23 protein-coding genes and 1 tRNA gene are annotated in these 19529 nt (G+C 71.7%); 15 read left to right on the top strand and 9 right to left on the bottom strand.

Annotated features, from left to right (window positions below):
* Positions 1-67 precede the first annotated feature (67 nt).
* The 4 genes from SM418_RS05495 (at position 68) to SM418_RS05480 (ending at position 2637) form a co-directional block, all read left to right on the top strand.
* Positions 68-496 (top strand): DUF3052 domain-containing protein, encoded by a 429-nt coding sequence (locus SM418_RS05495; protein ID WP_371939472.1) that lies wholly within the window; start codon positions 68-70, stop codon positions 494-496.
* A gap of 18 nt (positions 497-514) precedes the next feature.
* On the top strand, positions 515-988 hold the full coding sequence (locus SM418_RS05490) for a peroxiredoxin (RefSeq protein ID WP_371939470.1): 474 nt from the start codon (positions 515-517) through the stop codon (positions 986-988).
* Between the two features lie 69 nt (positions 989-1057).
* Positions 1058-1450 carry a hypothetical protein gene (locus SM418_RS05485; protein WP_371939468.1) on the top strand — a complete coding sequence of 131 codons (393 nt, stop codon included), beginning with the start codon at positions 1058-1060 and terminating at the stop codon, positions 1448-1450.
* 128 nt (positions 1451-1578) lie between these two features.
* The gene (locus tag SM418_RS05480) at positions 1579-2637 is read left to right on the top strand and encodes an ion channel (protein ID WP_371939467.1); all 1059 of its coding nucleotides are present in this window, start codon (positions 1579-1581) and stop codon (positions 2635-2637) included.
* Between the two features lie 168 nt (positions 2638-2805).
* Here SM418_RS05480 and SM418_RS05475 read toward each other — a convergent pair whose 3' ends face one another.
* Positions 2806-3777 carry a phosphoribulokinase gene (locus SM418_RS05475; protein WP_371939465.1) on the bottom strand — a complete coding sequence of 324 codons (972 nt, stop codon included), beginning with the start codon at positions 3775-3777 and terminating at the stop codon, positions 2806-2808.
* A 159-nt stretch (positions 3778-3936) separates the two neighbouring features.
* Between SM418_RS05475 and SM418_RS05470 the strand changes: the two genes are divergently transcribed.
* Both SM418_RS05470 and SM418_RS05465 read left to right on the top strand, forming a co-directional pair.
* On the top strand, positions 3937-4593 hold the full coding sequence (locus SM418_RS05470) for a response regulator (RefSeq protein ID WP_371939464.1): 657 nt from the start codon (positions 3937-3939) through the stop codon (positions 4591-4593).
* A complete protein-coding gene (locus SM418_RS05465; protein WP_371939462.1) occupies positions 4590-5747 on the top strand; it encodes a sensor histidine kinase in 1158 nt (385 codons plus the stop codon). The genes SM418_RS05470 and SM418_RS05465 overlap by 4 nt, the downstream gene beginning before the upstream one ends.
* Here SM418_RS05465 and SM418_RS05460 read toward each other — a convergent pair.
* Positions 5719-6915, bottom strand: coding sequence for a saccharopine dehydrogenase family protein (locus SM418_RS05460; protein ID WP_371939460.1), 1197 nt, complete (start codon positions 6913-6915; stop codon positions 5719-5721). The genes SM418_RS05465 and SM418_RS05460 overlap by 29 nt on opposite strands.
* Positions 6916-7039: 124 nt before the next feature.
* Between SM418_RS05460 and SM418_RS05455 the strand changes: the two genes are divergently transcribed.
* Positions 7040-7216, top strand: coding sequence for a hypothetical protein (locus SM418_RS05455; RefSeq protein ID WP_371939459.1), 177 nt, complete (start codon positions 7040-7042; stop codon positions 7214-7216).
* 14 nt (positions 7217-7230) lie between these two features.
* Here the strand turns inward: SM418_RS05455 and SM418_RS05450 are convergent, their stop codons facing one another.
* The gene (locus SM418_RS05450) at positions 7231-8181 is read right to left on the bottom strand and encodes a LysR substrate-binding domain-containing protein (protein WP_371939457.1); all 951 of its coding nucleotides are present in this window, start codon (positions 8179-8181) and stop codon (positions 7231-7233) included.
* 184 nt (positions 8182-8365) lie between these two features.
* On the opposite strand from SM418_RS05450, the gene SM418_RS05445 reads away from it, so the two are divergent.
* The 8 genes from SM418_RS05445 to SM418_RS05410 all read left to right on the top strand — a co-directional run bounded on the left by SM418_RS05445 (position 8366) and on the right by SM418_RS05410 (position 14762).
* Positions 8366-9799 (top strand): form I ribulose bisphosphate carboxylase large subunit, encoded by a 1434-nt coding sequence (locus SM418_RS05445; protein WP_371939456.1) that lies wholly within the window; start codon positions 8366-8368, stop codon positions 9797-9799.
* Positions 9799-10227: a ribulose bisphosphate carboxylase small subunit gene (locus SM418_RS05440; protein ID WP_371939455.1), complete on the top strand. Its 429-nt coding sequence runs from the start codon at positions 9799-9801 to the stop codon at positions 10225-10227. The genes SM418_RS05445 and SM418_RS05440 overlap by 1 nt, the downstream gene beginning before the upstream one ends.
* Complete coding sequence (gene cbbX / locus SM418_RS05435) at positions 10224-11198, top strand: CbbX protein (protein ID WP_371939454.1); 975 nt, start codon at positions 10224-10226, stop codon at positions 11196-11198. The genes SM418_RS05440 and cbbX overlap by 4 nt, the downstream gene beginning before the upstream one ends.
* A gap of 245 nt (positions 11199-11443) precedes the next feature.
* Complete coding sequence (locus tag SM418_RS05430) at positions 11444-12352, top strand: PAC2 family protein (RefSeq protein WP_371939453.1); 909 nt, start codon at positions 11444-11446, stop codon at positions 12350-12352.
* A gap of 51 nt (positions 12353-12403) precedes the next feature.
* Positions 12404-12823, top strand: coding sequence for a CBS domain-containing protein (locus SM418_RS05425; protein ID WP_371939452.1), 420 nt, complete (start codon positions 12404-12406; stop codon positions 12821-12823).
* Positions 12820-13455: a dienelactone hydrolase family protein gene (locus SM418_RS05420; protein ID WP_371939451.1), complete on the top strand. Its 636-nt coding sequence runs from the start codon at positions 12820-12822 to the stop codon at positions 13453-13455. The genes SM418_RS05425 and SM418_RS05420 overlap by 4 nt, the downstream gene beginning before the upstream one ends.
* The gene (locus SM418_RS05415) at positions 13455-14624 is read left to right on the top strand and encodes a geranylgeranyl reductase family protein (RefSeq protein ID WP_371939671.1); all 1170 of its coding nucleotides are present in this window, start codon (positions 13455-13457) and stop codon (positions 14622-14624) included. The genes SM418_RS05420 and SM418_RS05415 overlap by 1 nt, the downstream gene beginning before the upstream one ends.
* Positions 14625-14687: 63 nt before the next feature.
* A tRNA-Val gene (locus tag SM418_RS05410) sits at positions 14688-14762 on the top strand.
* Positions 14763-14819: 57 nt separating this feature from the next.
* Here the strand turns inward: SM418_RS05410 and SM418_RS05405 are convergent.
* The 6 genes from SM418_RS05405 to SM418_RS05380 form a co-directional block, all read right to left on the bottom strand.
* Positions 14820-14957, bottom strand: a complete 138-nt coding sequence (locus tag SM418_RS05405) for a hypothetical protein (protein ID WP_371939449.1) — start codon at positions 14955-14957, stop codon at positions 14820-14822.
* A 544-nt stretch (positions 14958-15501) separates the two neighbouring features.
* Entirely contained in the window at positions 15502-15909 is a 408-nt protein-coding gene (locus SM418_RS05400) for a hypothetical protein (protein ID WP_371939448.1), read from the bottom strand.
* 192 nt (positions 15910-16101) lie between these two features.
* Positions 16102-16542, bottom strand: coding sequence for a nitroreductase family deazaflavin-dependent oxidoreductase (locus tag SM418_RS05395; protein ID WP_371939447.1), 441 nt, complete (start codon positions 16540-16542; stop codon positions 16102-16104).
* A gap of 107 nt (positions 16543-16649) precedes the next feature.
* On the bottom strand, positions 16650-17336 hold the full coding sequence (locus SM418_RS05390; RefSeq protein WP_371939446.1) for a DUF899 domain-containing protein: 687 nt from the start codon (positions 17334-17336) through the stop codon (positions 16650-16652).
* Between the two features lie 145 nt (positions 17337-17481).
* Entirely contained in the window at positions 17482-18543 is a 1062-nt protein-coding gene (locus tag SM418_RS05385; protein ID WP_371939445.1) for a right-handed parallel beta-helix repeat-containing protein, read from the bottom strand.
* A gap of 205 nt (positions 18544-18748) precedes the next feature.
* On the bottom strand, positions 18749-19282 hold the full coding sequence (locus SM418_RS05380; RefSeq protein WP_371939444.1) for a hypothetical protein: 534 nt from the start codon (positions 19280-19282) through the stop codon (positions 18749-18751).
* Positions 19283-19529: the final 247 nt, after the last annotated feature.

The following is a 19529-nucleotide window of genomic DNA, read 5'->3' as shown; positions in this document are numbered from 1 at the left end:
CCGTCCCGGGGGGCTGGGAACGACAGTGCACGGCACCGTGCGGACTGACGACAATGGGAGGACTTTCGTGAGCGCGACCGCGGGTCAGGCGCAGTCTGAGCGCAGCCTGGCCGAACGGCTCGGCCTGAAGGCGGGCCAGGTGGTGCAGGAGATCGGCTTCGATGACGACGTCGACGAGGAGCTTCGTCGCTCTGTCGAAGAACTCACGGGGAACGAGCTGGTCGACGAGGACTACGATGACGTGGTCGACATCGTGCTGCTGTGGTGGCGCGAGGAGGACGGCGACCTGTTCGAGGGACTGACCGACGCCATGATCCCGCTCACCGGCGGCGGCAACATCTGGCTGCTGACGCCCAAGGCGGGCCGGGACGGGCACGTGGAGCCCAGCGACATCGGCGAGGCCGCGCAAACGGCCGGACTCTCGCAGACCAGCAGCATCAGCGCCGCCAAGGAGTGGTCAGGCACGCGGCTGGTCGCGCCCAAGGTCCGCAAGTAGCCGGGGACGGTAAGGGACTTGGACGTCAACGCGGGCGGCGTCGGTGTGGGCGACGAGGCGCCGGACTTCGAGCTGAGGGACCAGCACGGCACCCCGGTGCGGCTGTCGGATTTCCGCGGGAAGAGGAACGTCCTCCTCGTGTTCTATCCGCTGGCGTTCAGCGGGGTGTGCTCGGGGGAGCTGTCCCGGCTCAGGGACGACTTCCGCGGCGAGGGCGAGGGCGGCGCGCAGGTGCTCGCCGTCTCGGTCGACTCGATGTTCGCGCTGCGGGCCTGGTCCGACCAGGAGGCCTTCTGGTTCCCGCTGCTGTCGGACTTCTGGCCGCACGGCGGGACGGCGCAGCGCTACGGCGTTTTCGACGGGGCGAAGGGGCTGGCGCTGCGCGGCACCTTCGTCATCGACACCGAGGGCGTGGTCCGGTGGAAGGTCGTGAACGCGATCCCGGACGCACGTGACATCGACGAGTACCGCGAGGCGCTCGCCGGGCTCTGAGCGAACGGACCGGTTCCGGCCCGCCCGAGACGGCTGGCCGGAACCGGTCCCCGCACCTCTGGAGGTGTGATGCCCTGCTTCCGCTGCGGGGCGCGGCAGACCGACCCCGCGCGCGGCGCGAGCCCGTGGCGGCGCGGGGTCCGGGCGGACCACCAGGTTCTGATCTGCCCCGGCTGCCAGGCCGCCCACGACTGGGCAGGCGACCTGGACCGCTGCTCGGCCTGCGGCTCGGCGGCCCTGGTGTGCCGGCTCGGCGAGGTCGAGTGCCGCGACTGCGGGCACACCCGCGACGCGGTCCGGGACGATCTCGGCGGCGCCGACCTGGTGCACTCCGGCGCCGAGCATCCGTCCGCGGGCGCCGAACGTCCGTCCACGACTGCGGAGCGGCCGTCCGACGGGGGCCTGTCGGAGGAGGTGGCGGCGGCGCTGTCGCGCGTCCTGAAACGCGGCCCGGCCGGCTGAGGGGCGGGCCGCCCGCGAGCCGCCTGCGGGCGGGTGGCCGGGTCCGGCCGGGGGCCGTCGCGTACCGTGGCCGAAATTCCCGCATTTCCGGCTTGACGTGGGGATTTGTCCGCTGTCACGCTGCGCAGATGCCGATCGTGCTGATGCGCCTGGTCAACCGGATCGCCGGGCGTTCCTGGCGGGCGCCCGCGCTGGTGCTCGCCGCGGCCTTCCTGACGGGCTGGCTGCTGATCGCGGTGTTCGAGGAGCCGGGCGCGAAGATCAAGAACCCGCTCGACTACCTCTGGTACTTCGTCGTCAGCGGCACCACCACCGGATACGGGGATCTGTCCCCGGCGACGGCGGGCGGCCGGATCGGCGGCGTGATCATCATCGTGGCCGGGCTCACCGCGGGGCTCGTGATGTTCGCCGAGCTCACGCTCTGGATGGGGAAGGGCAGGACGATGAAGGCCAACGGCCGGGCGCACTTGCACAAGCGGGGCCATGTGGTGGTCGTCGGCTACGAGCGCGAGGCGCTGCGGGCCATCATCGGCCAGTTGCGCGCCGACCCCGCGTTCGTGAAGACGCCCGTCGTCGCGCTCTTCTGGCCGGAGGAACTGGCGGGGGAGAACCCCGACCCGGATCTGTACGACGTGATCGCCAACGACGACACCGCCTACGAGCGGGCGTGCCTGGAGAAGGCCCGGACCGTCCTCATTGCGGCGCGTTCCGACGACGAGACCGTCCGAGTCATGCTCGGCGTGTCGGCCTACCTGCGGCGGAACGGGGAGCCGCCCGTCCACCTGCTGGCCGGGCTGCGCGACGGCGGCCGCCGCGCCGAGATCACCGAGGCGCTGGAGCTGGTCAGCGCGGACATCGAGCCGGTCGACATCGACGACCCGGCGGTGGTGGCGGTCGCGATCCGCAACCCGGGCGTCGCCGGGATCTACCACAACCTCGCCAGCACGCTCGACAGCGACGGCACCCTCTACCGCGTGGACGTCCCCGAGGACGCCGGCGAATGGCCCCGCGTCGATGTGGCGATCTTCCTGCTGCGCCGGGGCAGCACGCTGCTCGCGGTCGGCGAGTCGCACCGGCCGAACGCCCGGTTCCGGCTCACCTCCGTCCCGGACGAGACGATCCGGGGCGGCCAGTCGCTCGCGGTGGTCGCTCCGGACCGCCCGGTGATCCCCTGGCGGGAACTCTGAGGAGTTGCCGGGAGGGCGCCCGAGCGCCCGCTTGGGCGCCCTCCCGGCGGCCGCTTGCGCGCGGCCCGAGGCACAGGTCCGAAGCCTCGGGGCCTCCCCGCGCGCCCGCGGAGCCTTATGCGTGCCGGTGCGCGGGGGGCGACCCCCGCGTCCCCGGCTCCGCGCCGCTCATGCGGCCTGGCGGTGGTCGGCGTCGAGCAGGTGGTAGAGCAGCAGGAGCTGGGTGATCGCGAGGGGATCGCTGGTCCCGGCGTCGCCGAGGCGGCCGAGCGCGTCCGGGGCGGGGACGGCGGCGCCGGCGCGCGGGCCGAGCCGTTCCCAGATGGCCTTCTTGACGACCTGTGACTCCTCGGGCGAGACGTATCCGTGGACGTGCAGGGCGTCGACGGGACGGCCGTCGGTGTCGCGGCGCAGCCGCAGGTGCATGGCGGTCTCGGTGTCGCCCGCGCCGCCGGGAAGGACGTCCGCCAGTTCGGGGTGGTCGATCGTCGGGCGGAGCAGCAGCTCGGCCGACAGCGGGGTCCCGGGCGGGTCGAGGCGCCCGGCGACGGGGGCGAACCGGACGACGATGTCGGCGTGCTTGCGCTGCGGGCGGATGTAGGCGGCGCTCTCCGGTTCGCGGCGCGCCAGCTCCGCCCTGACTTGCTCGGGGCTGTAGCCGCGCTTGTCGCAGTCGCGGCGGACCTTCCAGGAGTGGCGCAGCGGCTCGGGCGGGTCGAGGTAGACGGTGATGTCGAAGCAGGCCCGCGCCATCCGGGTGTGCAGCGGCAGCAGGCCCTCGACGATCACGAAGTCGCGGGGCTCGACCAGTTCCGGCCGGACGAGTTCGCCGGTCGCGTGGTCGTAGACGGGTTTGAGGATCGGCTCTCCCATCGACAGCAGCTGGAGATGCTGTTCCATGATGTCGACATGGTTGCAGTCGGGGTGCAGGGCCGTGAACGGCTTGCCGGCCCGCTCGGCGCGATCGTAGCGGTGGTAGTCGTCCACGCAGACCGCGGTCATCCGGTCGGCCCCCAGACACCGCACAAGCCCCCCGGTCAGCGTGGTCTTGCCCGCGGCGCTGTCCCCCGCGATGGCGAGCATGACGGGGCGGCGGCCGGCCCCGCGCGCCCGGAGCATATGCACGATCCGATGGGGCACCTTGCTCCTCCGTCCTGCGGAATTCCATTTTCGCTGAGAAGAGTACGGCGGTACGCGGCGGGGGTCGTCCCCCAATCAGGGGAGAGCGGGGGTGAAACGCCGGAGGGAGCCTCCGCGCCGCGCTACTGAGGAGTAGCTTCCGGTTGTTATCGTGCCGGAATGAGCGTCCCCGTACGCGTCGTCCTGGTCGACGACCACGAGATGATCCTCGCCGGGCTGCAGGCGATGCTGGCCGGATTCGCCGGGCGGGTGCGCGTCGTCGGCCAGGCGGGGACGGGGGACGAGGCGACCCGGCTGGTGACCGCCCTGCGGCCGGACGTCGTTCTGCTGGACGTGCGGCTCGGCCCGGAGAGCGGCCTCGACCTGTGCCGGCTGATCACCGGGCGGGTCCCGGAGTCGCGGGTGGTGTTCCTGTCGGTCTACGACGACGAGCAGTACGTCTTCGAGGCGCTGCGGGCCGGGGCCGGCGGCTACCTCCTCAAGCGGGTGGACGGCCCCGAGCTCGTCCGGCGGCTGGAGGAGGTCGCGCGGGGCGAGACGGTCGTCGACCCGACCCTCGCCGGGCGGATGGCCGTCACCGCGGCCCGGCTGACCCGCGGCGAGTTCTGGCCGGGCGCCGACCGCGGCCTCACCCAGCGCGAGAGCGAGGTGCTGTCGCTGCTGGTCGGCGGCCTGTCGAACAAGGCGATCGCGGCACGGCTCGTGCTGAGCGAGGAGACCGTGAAGAGCCACCTGCGCGCCCTGTACCGCAAGCTGGAGGTGACCGACCGGTCGGCGGCAATCGCGGTCGCGCTGCGCGAGGGCCTGTTCCGGTGACGTCCCCGCTGGAGCTGCTCGCCGGCCGCGGGACCGACCTGCTGGTGCGCGTCGTCGCCGCGGCCTGCTCCGACCGCGAGCTGCCGCGGATGGCCGAGGAGCTGGCCGGCCTCGTCGTCCGGTCCGCGCGGGCACTGACGTTCTGCGACGTGTACGTCCTGGACGAGGAGGAGCGCGCCCTCGAATGGTCGGGGCCGCCCGTCCCGCTGGGGGAGGGCGACGCCGGGTGGGCCGCCGCGCACGGCCGGGCCCGCCCGCACCCGGACGGGCGCGGCGCCGCGATCCCCGTCCACGGCGACGCCGGCGTGGTCGCGGTCGTGGACGTCCGGTCGGCCGGGCCCACGCCGCCCGAGGACCTCGCGCTCGTCACCGCGCTCGCCGGGCTGTTCGCGCCGGTGCTGTCGTCGTGCCGCCGGCTGCGCACCGCGCGCGAGCGCGAGCACGCGGCCGAGCGGTTCGCCGAGCGGGCCGTCGAGGCGCAGGAGGCGGAGCGGTCCCGGCTGAGCCGGGAGATCCACGACGGCATCGCGCAGCGGCTCGCCAGCCTCGGCTTCCACCTGTCGGCCGCCGAGCGGGCGCTGCCCGAGCACCATCCGGAGGCGCTGGCGCAGATCATGATGGCGCGGCGGCTGTGCGAGCTGTCGGCGGCCGAGACCCGCGCGGCGATCGGGGGCCTGCGCCCGCCCGTCCTGGACGATCTCGGCCTGTCGGCGGCGCTCGCCACCCTCGCCCGGGAGGCCGGGGACGGCCCGGGGCCGTCCGGCGCGATCGACGTGACGGTGACTGTCGAGGGCGAGCTGGAGGACGAGCTGCCCGACCACGTGCAGACCGCGCTGTACCGGATCGCGCAGGAGGCGGTCGGCAACAGCCTGCGGCACGCGTCCGCGACCTGCGTCGACCTGCTGCTGGAGCACTCCCTCGACCGCGTCCGGCTGCGGGTCGCCGACGACGGGAGCGGGTTCTCCGTCCGGGACGTGCTCGCGCAGGGCCGCCGGCCCGACTGCTACGGGTTGCGCGGCATGCGGGAGCGCGCCGAACTGCTCGGCGGCCGGGTCGCGCTGAGGAGCAGGCCCGGCGCCGGGACGATCGTCGAGGCCGTCGTCCCGATCCCGGGGCGCCGCCGCGTCACTTCGAGTCGAGCACCCGGAAGGTGATCCCGGCCTCGACGAGCCGGTCGATCAGCGCGTTCCCCATCGCGACCGCGGTCGTGACCTGGCCGGACGTCGCGGGCAGGTCGTCGTGGGCGAGGCACAGCGCCGACTCGGCGAGCATCTTGGCCGTCTCGGAGTAACCGGGGTCGCCGCCCGCGACCTCGGTGACGACGCGCCTGCCGCCGCCCTCGCCGACGAACTTCACGCTGAACCAGTTGCGGGCGCGCCGCTCCGCCGACGGGCCCTCGCCGGGCGTGCGGAGCCGGAGCAGCAGGCTCCGGGTCGGCGGTAGCGCGGCCAGGGCGAGCAGGGCGCCCGAGCCCGCGGCCAGGCCGGCCGCGGCGGCGAGGCGCTTGACCGCGACGTAGTGGCCGTAGGAGAAGTCGGGGCCGTAGCGGTCGAGGGCCGCCGCCGACCGGGTGACGATCCGGGGGTCGATGGTGGGCAGCGGCAGCGCCCAGCCGTCCCCGACCCGGGCCTTCGGAGCGGGGCCGCGCGAGATGCGCACCCGGCGGCCGGCGGGGCCGCCCTCCAGCCGGCGGCGCTCGCGTTCGGCGCGCAGCATCCCGGCGGGGTCCCCGAAGATGCCGATGGCCGAGTGCAGGGTGCCGCCGGACGCGTCCCCGCGGATCCGCAGGAACCCTTCGACGTGCAGCGGGACGCCCTCGGGGAGCTGCTTGACGGTGAAGAAGGCGCCGAGGTCGTGCGGGATCGAGTCGAATCCGCAGGCGTGCACGATCCGCGCCCCGCTGCGCACCGCGTCCCGGTGGTACTTCACGTACATCCGGTCGACGAACGTTGGCTCGCCGGTGAGGTCGACGTAGTCCGTTCCGGCGCGCGCGCACGCCGCGACCAGGGGCTCGCCGTACTTGACGTAGGGGCCGACCGTGGTGATGACGACACGCGCCGATTCCGCAATGGCGTCGATGGAGGCGGCGTCGGTGGTGTCGGCGTGCAGGAGCGGCAGCCCGGCGCAGTCCGGGTTGATCTCCGTCAGGCGGTCGCGGACGGCCGCGAGTTTGGCCTGATTGCGCCCGGCGAGGGCCCAGCGCGTTCCCTGATCGGCGTGTTCTGCCAGGTACTCGGCGGTGAGGGCGCCGGTGAAACCGGTGGCGCCGAACAGGACGATGTCGTACGGGCGGTCGGCGTCGTACGGGCGGTCGGCGGTCATGAAGGCCCCTCTCACAGTTCCGAACCCGATTCTGTCCCCTGGACCGCCGGGGATGTTCGGCGGGACGCCGATGTGAGGCACCGCACTCCTCTAGGGTTGCCCGGATGACGGGGATGGTGGTGTCGTGACCGGGCTGGCCGTGGCGATGGACGTCGTCGCCGCGGGGTTCCTCGCGTTCTTCGTGAGGCTGGTGGCGTGCGGGAAGAGCGCGCGGAGCGACGAGGGCGGACGGTCCGCCGCGATGGCGCTGATCGGCGTCAGCCTGGGCCTGCTGTCGGTGTCGCTGTGGAGCCTGCCCTAGCGAACGGGCGCGGGTCAGGCGGGCCCGGCGGCGCGCGCGGGACGCGCGGGCAGCCAGCCGGGCGCGTCGAGCAGGTGCCGGACGAACAGCAGGGTCGTCGCGGTGGGCGCGGCCCCGGCGACCGCGTGCCAGGGCCGGTCGAGCGGCATCCCCGGCGCGTCGACGACCACGAGGCGCCGGGCGTCCAGCTCGGCGCCGACCGCGTCCCGTGACACCAGTGCCACCCCGAGCCCGGCCGCGGCGCCCGCGATGACCGCGCCGTTCGAGCCGAGCACGAGCCGGGGCGGCGCCACCTCGCGTTCGGCCAGGTACGCGTCCGCCGTCGCCCGCGTCCCCGAGCCCGGCTCCCGCATCACCCAGGGCGTGCCGGGCAGCGCGAAACCGCCGGCCACGCCGGGCGCGCCCACCACCACCAGCTCGTTCGGGCGCCGGGCCAGCACGGTCGCCGCGACCTCGGCGGGCGGCCGCCCGGCCAGCACCAGGTCGGCCTCGTGCGCGGCGAGGCTGCTCCACACCTGGCGGCGCGGCCCGACCTCCAGCGTCAGCTCCACCTCCGGCCAGCGGCCCCGGAACGAGGCGAGCAGCTCGGGCAGGACCTGGTCGGCGGCCGTCGTCACCGCCGCCAGCCGCAGCGGCCCGCGTCCCGGATCGGCCGCGCCGCGCGCCGCCGCGCGTCCCTCCTCCAGGAGCCCGAGCACCTGCCGCGCGTACCCGGCGTAGACGGTCCCGGCGGGCGTCAGCCGGACGCCCCGGCCCACCTTCTGGACGAGCGGCACCCCGAGGTCGCGGGTCAGCGCCGCGACCGCCGCCGAGACCGCCGACTCGGTCACGTACAGCCGCCGCGCGGCCGCCCGCACCGATCCGGTGTCGGCGAGAGCGGCGAACGTCCGCAGCCGCGCCTCGGTCACGTCCGGCCTCCTGATTCCGACGAAGTCGGCACGGGGATTCCCCGTGGGGGTGCTCATTCAACTGAATGCTCAAGTGTCACCGTAGAACACTTGATGGACGTCGCAAGTATCGGGAGGCGAAGCTTCGAGGCGTCACGGTTGCACGCGACCGGGGCGCGGTGCTCCGCTCCGAATCCCCTGGGACATGCCGTCCTCCACCGGGGCGGAGCGCCGCGCCCCCGTCGTCCAGGAAGGAGCGGCGATGAGCTCGGGCAGATGGTCGGCGGGCGTGATCCCCTACGCGGAGATGGGTTACTGGCGTCCGGACTACGAGCCGAAGGACAGCGACATCCTCGCCGCCTTCCGGATCACGCCGCAGCCCGGCGTCCCGCCGGAGGAAGCCGGAGCGGCCGTCGCCGGCGAGTCGTCCACCGCGACCTGGACGGTCGTCTGGACGGACCGGCTCACGTCCTACGAGAACTACCAGGGCAAGTGCTACAAGGTGGAGCCCGTCCCAGGGCAGGAGAACCAGTTCATCGCCTACATCGCCTACGACCTCGACCTCTTCGAGGAGGGGTCGATCGCGAACCTGACGTCGTCCATCATCGGGAACGTCTTCGGGTTCAAGGCGCTGAAGGCGCTCCGCCTGGAGGACATGCGGATCCCGACCCACTACGTGAAGACGTTCCAAGGGCCGGCGCACGGCATCGTCATGGAACGCGAGTACCTCGGCAAGTTCGGACGTCCGCTGCTGGGCGCGACGGTGAAACCCAAGCTCGGCCTGTCGGCGCGCAACTACGGACGCGTCGTCTACGAGGCCCTCCGTGGCGGCCTCGACTTCACCAAGGACGACGAGAACATCAACTCCCAGCCGTTCATGCGCTGGCGCGACCGTTTCCTCTACTGCATGGAGGGCGTCAACAAGGCACAGGCCGCCACGGGTGAGGTGAAGGGCCACTACCTCAACGTCACCGCCGCGACGATGGAGGACATGTACGAGCGCGCCGAGTTCGCCAAGGAACTGGGCAGCGTCATCGTGATGATCGACCTCACCGTCGGATACACGGCGATCCAGTCGATGGCCAAATGGGCGCGTAGGAACGGAGTCCTGCTGCACCTGCACCGTGCCGGGCACTCCACCTACACGCGGCAGAAGTCGCACGGCGTGAACTTCCGCGTCATCGCCAAGTGGATGCGGCTGGCCGGCGTCGACCACATCCACGCTGGGACGGTCGTCGGCAAGCTGGAAGGCGACCCGAACAGCGTTCGCGGCTACTACGACACCCTGCGCCTGGACAAGGTGGAGGCCGACCCGGTGAAGGGCCTGTACTTCGACCAGGACTGGGCGTCGATGCCCGGGACGATGCCCGTCGCGTCCGGAGGCATCCACGCCGGGCAGATGCACCAGCTCCTGCACTACCTGGGCGAGGACTCCATCCTCCAGTTCGGCGGCGGGACGATCGGCCACCCGATGGGCATCGCCGCCGGCGCCACCGCGAACCGCGTCGCGCTCGAGGCGATGATCAAGGCGCGGAACGAGGGCCGCGACTACCTCGCCGAAGGCTCCGACATCCTGCGCGCCGCCGCCAAGAACAGCCGCGAGCTGGACATCGCCCTGTCCACGTGGGGCGACATCACCTTCACCTACGAATCCACCGACACCCCCGACGTCGTCGAAACCCCGGTGAGCATCTGATGCGGATCACACAAGGCACCTTCTCCCACCTGGCCGACCTCACCGACGAGGAGATCGCGAAGCAGGTCGCGTACGCCCTCGACCAGGGCTGGCCCTGCTCGGTCGAGTTCACCGACGACCCGCACCCGCGCAACTCCTACTGGGAGATGTGGGGCCTGCCGATGTTCGACCTCGCCGACCCGGCCGGCGTCCTGTACGAGATCAACGAGTGCCGCAAGGCGTACCCGGGCCACTACATCCGGCTGAACGCCTACGACGCCCGCTACGGGCGGCAGACGACGGCGCTGCAGTTCATCGTCCAGCGTCCCGCCGAGGAGCCCGGCTTCCGGCTCGACCGCGAGGAGACGTCCGACCGGCGCATCCGCTACACGCTCCACCCGTACGCGCTCGACCGGCCCGAGGGCGACCGTTACGGGGCGGGACGTTGAGCGAACGCCCCGGCTTCGGGATGCGCCACAACGGCTCCCCGGTGGACTCCTCCCAAGCTCCCGCCACCGGGGAGCCCTTCCCTCCCGCGACCGGGGAGACGCTCCCCGCGGACGCGCGCGTCGACCTCGCCAAGGAACGCGCCGACTCCCAGGTCGACTCCGTCCTGGACGCCCTCGACGCCGAACTCGTCGGCCTCGCCCCGGTCAAGACCCGCATCCGGGAGATCGCCGCGCTGCTGCTCGTGGACCGCGTCCGCGCCCGGTTCGGGATCGACTCGGGACGTCCCAACCTGCACATGTGCTTCACCGGGAGCCCCGGGACGGGCAAGACGTCGGTGGCGGTGCGGCTCGCCGAGCTGCTGCACCGGCTCGGCTACGTCCGCCGCGGCCACCTCGTCTCCGTCACCCGCGACGACCTCGTCGGACAGTACGTCGGCCACACCGCGCCCAAGACCAAGGAGGTCCTGAAGCGGGCCATGGGCGGCGTGCTGTTCATCGACGAGGCGTACTACCTGTACCGGGCGGAGAACGAGCGCGACTACGGGCAGGAGGCCATCGAGATCCTCCTGCAGGTCATGGAGAACCGGCGCGACGACCTCGTCGTCGTCCTCGCCGGCTACAAGGACCGCATGGACTCCTTCTTCGCGTCCAACCCCGGCATGAGCTCCCGCATCGCCCACCACATCGACTTCCCCGACTACGAGCCGGACGAGCTGGAGGCCATCGGCCGCCTGATGACCGAACGCGAGGGCTACGTCCTCGCCCCCGAGACGGAGGCGGTCTTCCGCGACTACCTCGCCCGGCGCCGCGCGCGGCCCCGCTTCGCCAACGCCCGCTCCGTCCGGAACGCCATCGAACGCGCCCGCCTGCGCCACGCCAACCGGCTCCTCGCCGGCGGCGGCGAAGTGGACCGCGCAGACCTCACCACCCTCCACCCGCAGGACTTCCTGGCCAGCCGCGTCTTCGAATAGCCCGCGAAGCCGCGGACGCGGCGCCGGATCCGACCGCCTCGGATGTCCACGACCCCCACCGTTGCGATCATGTGCGAAGCCGGTTTCGAGCTTGCGAGAAACTGATCGCGCAGCGAGCCGCCGGGCCCGCCGGAGCGGCGCGGCGACCGCCGCACCGCCCGTCGCGGGAAGGCCCCGAGGGCCCGACCGCCGACGGCGACGCAATGAGTACTGTGGTTCCAAGACATGTAGAGGTGGGGGAGAAGTTGCTTAACCCTGAGGATCTGTACGAGCTTGACGCCGACCTGCCGGAGATGACGGGTCCGGTGCTGCTGCACAGCCTCGACGGCTTCGTGGACGCCGGATCCACCGGGCAGCTCGTGCGCGAGCACCTCCTGGAGTCCCTTGAGCACCGCGTGATCGCCCGCTTCGACGTCGACTCGCTGATCGACTACCGGGCCCGCCGGCCGCCGATGACGTTCGACCGCGACCACTGGGCCTCCTACGACGCGCCGGAGCTGGTCGTCCGGCTGCTGCGCGACGAGGCCGGCACCCCGTTCCTGATGCTGTCGGGGCCGGAGCCCGACCGGCTCTGGGAGGGGTTCACCTCGTCCGTCCTGCACCTGGTCGGCAAGCTCGGCGTCGGCGTCGTCGTCGGGTTCCACGGCATCCCGATGGGCGTCCCGCACACCCGTCCCGTCGGCACCACCGCGCACGCCACCCGGCCTGAGCTGATCACCAAGAACTCGTGGTTCGACAAGGTCCAGGTGCCCGGCAGCGCCGCCGGGCTGCTGGAGCTGCGGCTCGGCGAGGCCGGGCTCGACGCCGTCGGGTTCGCCGTGCACGTCCCGCACTACCTCGCCCAGTCCGCCTATCCGGCCGCCGCCGTCGCCGCGCTGGAGGCGATCGTCACCGCGACCGGTCTGGTGCTGCCCGTCGACCGGCTCCGCGACGCGGCCGCAGCCACCGACGCCGACATCGCCGAGCAGGTCGAGGGCAACGACGAGGTCGAGAAGGTCGTCCGGGCCCTGGAACAGCAGTACGACGCGTTCGCCGGAGCCGCCGAGCGCGACAACCTCCTCGCCGACTCGCAGGACATGCCCACCGCCGACGAGCTCGGCGCCCAGTTCGAACGGTTCCTCGCCGAGCAGGACGGCCCCGACTCCGCCGGGTAGACATATCCCGCCCGCCGCTGGGTAGGCGAGCGCCCGAGGGAGGGTTCGCTCATGGCCCAGAAGGTGAACGAGGTGATGACGCCGGTGCCGGTGGCGGTGTCCCCGGACGCGTCCCTGGTCGAGGTCGGCGACCTCATGCGGCAGCACGGGATCGGCGACGTCCTCGTCGTCCACGAGGGGCGGCTGCGCGGGCTGGTGACCGACCGCGACATCGTGATCCGCGCCGTGGCCGCGCACCGCGACATGTCCGGCACGACCGTCGCCGAGATCTGCAGCACCAACCTGATCACGGTCGCGCCGGGGGAGGACGCCGACGAGGCCGTGCGGCTGATGCGCGAGAACGCCGTCCGCCGGATCCCGGTCGTGGACGGCGACCGCCCGATCGGCATGGTGTCGATCGGTGACCTGGCCGTCCAGCGCGACGAGCGCTCGGCGCTCGCGGACATCAGCGCGGAACCGCCCAACGTATGATCACGCTGAGGCTCCCGGACGCCGAACTCGCCGGCGACCTGGTGATACCGGACGGAGCGACCAGCGTCGTCCTCTTCGCGCACGGCAGCGGCAGCTCCCGGCTGAGCCCCCGCAACCGGGCCGTGGCCCACGGCCTGAACGCCGCCGGCATCGGGACCCTCCTCATCGACCTGCTCACCCCGCACGAGGACGAGGTCGACCGCGTCACGGCCGCGCTCCGCTTCGACATCGAACTGCTGACCCTCCGCCTGATCGGCGCGGTCGACCGGCTGGCCGAGGGCCTCGAAGCCGCCCCGCACACCGCCGGCCTCCCCATCGGACTGTTCGGCGCCAGCACCGGCGCCGCCGCCGCCCTCGCCGCCGCCGCGGCCCGCCCCCGGGTCGGCGCGGTCGTCTCCCGCGGCGGACGCCCCGACCTCGCCGGCCCGTCCCTGCCGCGCGTCCAAGCCCCTGTGCTGCTGATCGTCGGCGGCCGCGATCCGGAGGTCCTCGAACTGAACGAGCAGGCGCACAAGAAGCTCGAACACTCCGAAATCCACGTCGTCTCCGGCGCGACGCACCTGTTCGAGGAGCCCGGTGCCCTCGAAGAGGTCACCACGCAGGCCGCTGACTGGTTCAATCGGCACCTGTGATGCACGATGTCATCGTGGTCGGAGCCGGCCCGGCGGGTTCCTCCGCCGCCTGCCACCTGGCCCGCGCCGGCCTGGACGTCCTCGTCCTGGAGAAGACGTCCTTCCCGCGCGAGAAGATCTGCGGCGACGGGCTGACGCCGCGCGCCGTCCGGGAACTCCAACGCCTGGACATCGACCTCACCGGCCCCGGCTGGTTCCGCACCGAGGGCGTCCGCCTCATCGGCGCGGGCCGCACCCTGGAACTCCCGTGGCCGTCCGGCCACGGCCTCACCCGGACCCGCACCGACCTCGACGAACTCCTCGCCCGCCAGGCCGTCTCCGCAGGCGCGGCACTCCTGGAGAACACCAAGGTCACCGCGCCCCTCCGCTCCCGCGGACGCGTCACCGGCGTGCGCACCACCACCGGAACCCACTCGGCCCGCCTGGTCATCGCCGCGGACGGCGCCTCGTCCCGCCTCTCGGTCGCCCTGGGTCTGCGCCCCCGCCGCGACCGTCCCATCGGCATCGCGGGCCGCCGCTACTACCGCAGCCCCCGCCACGACGACGCCTACCTCGAAATCTGGCTGGGCCTCGCCCCCGCCGGCTACGGCTGGATCTTCGGCATGGGCGACGGCACCTGCAACGTCGGCGTGGCCCTCCTGCGCACCGAACACCCCGACTACCACCGCATACTCGCCCGCTGGCTCACGTCCCTCCCCCCGGCCTGGAGCCTGTCGGACGACCACGCCGTGGGCCCCTTACGCGGCGCCGCGCTCCCCATGGGCTTCAGCCGCCGCCCGCACTACTTGCCCGGCCTCCTCCTCGCCGGCGACTCCGGCGGCATGGTCAACCCGTCCAGCGGCGAGGGCATCGCCTACTCCCTCGAAGCGGGCCGCATCGCCGCCGAGGTGATCACCACCGCCTTCCACGGCCCCTTCCCCGAACGGACCCTCCAGACCTACCCGGCCGCCGTCCGCCGCGCCAACGGCGCCCCCTTCACCCTCGGCCGCGCCTTCACCCGCGCCATCGACGACCCGCGCATCATGCGCCTGGCCACCCGGCAGGGCCTCTCCCACCCGACCCTGATGCGCTTCGCCCTCACCCTCTTCGGCGGCATGCCGCCCTCCCCCGTCCCGACCCCGTCCGACCGCCTGGCCGCCGCCCTGACCCGCCTCACCCCCAGGTCCTGACCCGCGCCGCGGAAACCGTTTCGCGATCGCCCCCGCGAACCGGGTACGCTTTCCCGGCAACACGGGCGCGTAGCTCAGGGGTAGAGCACTCGCCTTACAAGCGAGGAGTCGGCGGTTCGAAACCGTCCGCGCCCACCAGCGAAAAGACCCTGTTCCCGATCATGGGAACAGGGTCTTCGTGCCATTAGCGTGCCATTAGCCGACGAGCGCGAGCGTTCCGGCCGCCCCATCGTCGTCATCCGGGTTGGCGTTGTTGATCTTGTTGTTCATGGCCTGGGCGATCGCCCGGTTACCGCCCGCTGTCCGGTGCTGGTAGATCATCGCGGCCCGCATGCCGTCATGGCCCCTCCGCTCCATGAGGTCGCGAAGCGTCGCGCCGCCGCAGGCCCGGGGTGACCGAGTGGGGAGTGCCGCCGCCCGCAGGCCCGCCCGTGATTCGGGCGGCCGGTGATCAGCTTGTCCGTGTCCAACTCGACTTGGACTGGCCGGACGGTGACCGTCCCCGCAGTGAGGTCAAGGGTCGGCGGCGCTCAGGTCGCTGCGCGGCTCCGAGCCAGGCGGCCCCGAGCGTGCGTCGTGGGCGCCGATCACCGGACGGCCGCGCCGGGCCGCGCATCGCGACACCTCCCTCCATCCGCCGGCGAACGGCGGTCACGGGGTCGCGCCGCCGCCCACCTCGAAGGCCTTTGCCACCGTCTCCCGGACCTGGCGCCACAACTCCCCGTGACGTGAGGCGTCCAGACCCTCAGCTCGAAAGACCGCCTCTGTGAACGAGTCCACGTCTCCCGGTGGTGATGCGCAAAGCGCCGCCTGGTCTTCCGGGGGTAGGCAGAACCCGAGGCGAATGCAGAGGTCGCGAAGTAGGGAGCCCACATCCTCAGGGGCGAGCTTGGGAACGTCCATACCCACCATGCTCACCCACCTGCGTGGTCGGCCCAACCGGGTTGCCCCGGCGTTTGAGGGATGTTGCAAGTTGGCCTGGATAAGGTGCGGGGCGCCCCGCCGCCTCAGCCCTCAGTGGACTCCACCAGGCCCATGGCGAAGGTGAACGTCTCCACGAACTCTCGATACGCCGGATCTGTTTCATCCCCGCCTGGGAAGCTAGCCCGTAGACAACCCGCTGCTCGTCCGTCTCGGAGAGCTGGTTGAGGAGATAACCGGCGTACTCCTGCTGCTTGAGCGCCGTGTCGTCGTCCAAGATCGACTCATCGCAGGTCTCGAAGAACCACGTGTACGCGACGACTGCCTTGAGCAGTTGCGTGACCAGTTGAGGGGATTCGCTCATCCCCGCATTTCAACAGGCCCCGCCGACAGGGCCCATCTATCCGTCGGCAGCCTTCGTCGCTGATCGCGCATAGCGGCAGTGCGAAGAGGTAGAGAGCGGCGAGGATGAACGCACCCGCGACGGCTCCGGCAACGGCGGCCTTGGCGGCGAGCATGAGGCCATCGTGCCGTGCGGTGGGGAGTTCAGGGTCATCTACACGGGTTCGAGCACGAAGACAGGGATTATGCGGTCGGTCTTCTCCTGGTATTCGGCGTACGGGGGATACGCGGCGACGGCGCGCTTCCACCACTCGGCCCTCTCGTCCCCGGTGATCTCACGGGCCGTCATGTCCTGGCGTGTGGCGCCGTCCTGGAGTTCCACGTGCGGGTCGGACTTTAGGTTGAAGTACCAGACGGGGTGACGCGGGAAGCCGCCCTTCGAGGCCACCGCCGCGTATCGCCCCTCGTGCTCCACGCGCATCAGCGGGATCTTGCGGATCCTGCCGCTCTTCGCGCCGCGCGTCGTGAGAATGACGACGGGCAGGCCCGTGTCCCAGAGCGTCGTCCCCTGCGTGCCGCCCGAACTCTCGTACAGCTCGACTTGTTCGCGCACCCACTGCGCCGGACTCGGCTCGTACTCGCCATCAAGAGGCATCGCGGCCACCCTGTCGTCGCTTGCGGGTCCTCTTGTGCAGTTCAACACAAGCCTCGCGCGGAGGGGAGACCGTCGTTGCGGAACCTCCCACCCGGGTGAAGGCCATGTCACGCGTCTGGGCCGTAGAGGGCGGCGATGTTCTCGGAGGCGGGCCACCTGCTGTAGGTGGGTGACTGCGGCCAGCCCTGGGGCGAGTCCTGCCACTCTTCCTGCCGCCCGTACGGCAGCAGATCGATCAGCGGGAAGGTGTGGCTGAGCTGCTCGACGCCCCGGCCGTTGGTGTGCCAGGTGCGGTAGACGGTGTCGCCGTCGCGTAGGAAGACGTTGACCGCGAAGCCGCCGCCAGGCGGTGCGCCCACGTCGGTGCCGAACGGGCTGTTCGCGGTGGAGTACCAGGTCATCTTGTTCCCGACGCGTCGTTTGTACGCGAGGGCCTCTTCGATGGGGCCCTGGGTGACGATGACGAACGCGGCGTCGTAGGCCTCCAGGAACTCCAATCGCGTGAACTGCGACGTGAACCCGGTGCAGCCCGGGCACTGCCACGTCTCACCGGGAAACCACATGTGGTTGTAGACGATCAGCTGGGACCTGCCGTCGAAGATGTCGGCCAGCCTGACCGGTCCCTTCTCGCCCTCCAGCGTGTAGTCGGGCATCTCGACCATCGGCATGCGGCGACGCTGGGCGGCGATCGCGTCGAGTTCGCGGGTCGCGGCCTTCTCCCGGGCGCGCAGCTCGTCGAGACCGCGTTGCCAGGTCTCTGCGTCGACGACGGGCGGTAGTGCCTTGGCGGTCATGGCTCCTCCGAGGTTCACGGCTTGCGATCTCTACGTGTGGACCAGGCCCGTTCGCCGAACTCATCGCCGTCCGGCCGATCCCCGGAAGGCAGGAAGACCCCGTTCCCGGACGTGGGAAAGGGGTCTTCGTGCCGGCGTGGTCAGGTCAGCAGAGGCCGCGCGGATTCGAGGTGCGGCACTTGTTGTCGCGGAAGCGGTTGGTCTTGCTGCCGCTCTTGTCGACCAGGTCGAACGGCGCGTTGCGGCGGACGACGTTGTTTTTGATCAGGTTGTGCCGTGCCGGACGGGCGGAGCCGTGCTTGGGGGCCACGCCCGGGAAGAGGACGATGCCGCCGGAGTACGGCAGCCTGCCCCGGTTCTCCTTCACGATGTTCTTCTCGACGGTGTTGTGCTCCCCGCCGAAGAACAGGACCCCGGTGCCGCCGAGCGCCGGAACGTCGCCGTGCGCGGCGCAGCGCCGGTTGTTCTTGAAGATCTTGTTCTTCCAGACCTGGTTGTGGCCCTGCCCGCCCCTCTGGCCGTCGTCGACGAGGGCGACCCCGGCGCAGTTGCCGGTGATCTCGTTGTCGTGGACCTGGACGTGGTGGGCGTGCCGGACGAGGACGCCGAGGGTGTTGCCGGACGAGTGGTTCCAGGCGACCTCGGTTCCGCGCGCGTTGGCGGTGTCCCCGACGTACAGGCCGGCGTCCTCGTCGTTGTCGATGGTCCAGTTCCAGACGAACCGGCCGCGGGTGGAACGGAACTCCGTGATCCCGTACTCGCCGTTCTTCTTGGCGAGGACGGCCAGCACCGTCAGGCGGTCGGTGTACATGCCGTGGACGCCGCTGCCCTTGAACCCCTGCACGGTCAGGTTCCGGATCGTCACGCCCTCGACCGGGTGCTTCGCCCGCCCGATCACGCAGATTCCCATGCCGGGCGCCCCGGCCTTCGCGCAGTGGTCGTGCCGTCCCGGGCGGAGGATGGTCTTGTTGCCCTCGCCCCGGATGGTGAGGCGCTTGCGGACGAGGACGCCCCCCTTGTAGTGGCCCTCCTCGAGCCGGATGGTGTCGCCGGGCCTGGCGCGGTCGACGGCCGCCTGGATCGAGTGGCCGGGCCGGACGACGTGCGTATGCCCTTTCCGGTCGTCGGCCTGGCTCGCCGGTGCCACGGAGGCGAGCCCCGCCAGCACGACTCCCGTGCCGAGCGAGGCCGCAAAAATCCGCCTCATCCCTTTTCCCCCGTTCTGTTGCTGGGTCAGGATCCGTCACGGCACGCGCCGGGACGGTATTCCCTGATCATCTTGGAACGGGCGGCGTAATCCGGCGGTGCCAGCGGAGTAAACAATCGGGGGGTTTACGGCAACCGCAGTCCGGTCCCGTCCCCGGGAAACTCCGGGAACGGGACCGGACGGGGTGAGATCGTGCCGGGAGTGGTTATCGGCCCAGGCCGAGAAGTGCGTTCAGCTGGGCGATCAGGGCGGGCAGCGCGCCCAGGTCGCCGGTTCCGTTGAGGAGGCCGGCGATGGCGCACAGCAGGTTGCCGAGGAGGTTCCCCGGGCCGGAGATCGCGGTGATGTCCAGGACCACCCGGTCCAGGTGCACCGCCAGGCCGAGCAGGTTGAGGTCCAGCGGGCCGAGGGTGAGGTGCAGGATCGGGCAGGTGCCGGTGGGCAGGGCGATCGGGAGCGAGACGGGTGCGTCGGCCACGGTGCCGGTGGTGGCGCCGGACGCGTCACGCATCGTCCCGTTGAGCGTGCCGTTGAGCAGCAGTTGCCGCCCCTGCGAGGTGAAGGTGGTGGGCACGACCGTGCCGGTGAAGGTCGACCCGTCCGCCGCGGTCCCGGCGACCGGGACGCTGTCGAGCGGGGACGGGGCGGCCTGCTCGGCCGAGGCCGGAACGACGGTGAACGCGAGCGCGGTCAGTACCGCGACCAAGAGCGCAGATAGGCTGAAGAAAATCCTTTTCATGGACGCATTCCTCCTTTTCAGTATCACGTCCGATGCTGAGAGGGTTTCTGCCTTACCCGGGTCATTTGCCGGTACACGCTCATTTTTGCGGCGCGGGTGATCATTTATTTTCGTCCCTGGTCGCAGGGTGAAAGGGGTGCCGAGAATGGCCGGTTTGCGCCAATCTTTCGTTTCCGGTAAACGTCCTGGCCCGCTCGCGCGTCGTCCGTCCTGCCCGGCGGTCCGCCGGGGCGTCCGGGGCGGGCTT

Source organism: Actinomadura chokoriensis, from assembly GCF_041463665.1.
Taxonomy (GTDB): Bacteria; Actinomycetota; Actinomycetes; order Streptosporangiales; family Streptosporangiaceae; genus Spirillospora; species Spirillospora chokoriensis_A.
The sequence above is the reverse complement of the archived record's forward strand: the minus strand, read 5'-3'. Positions and strand labels throughout refer to the sequence as shown.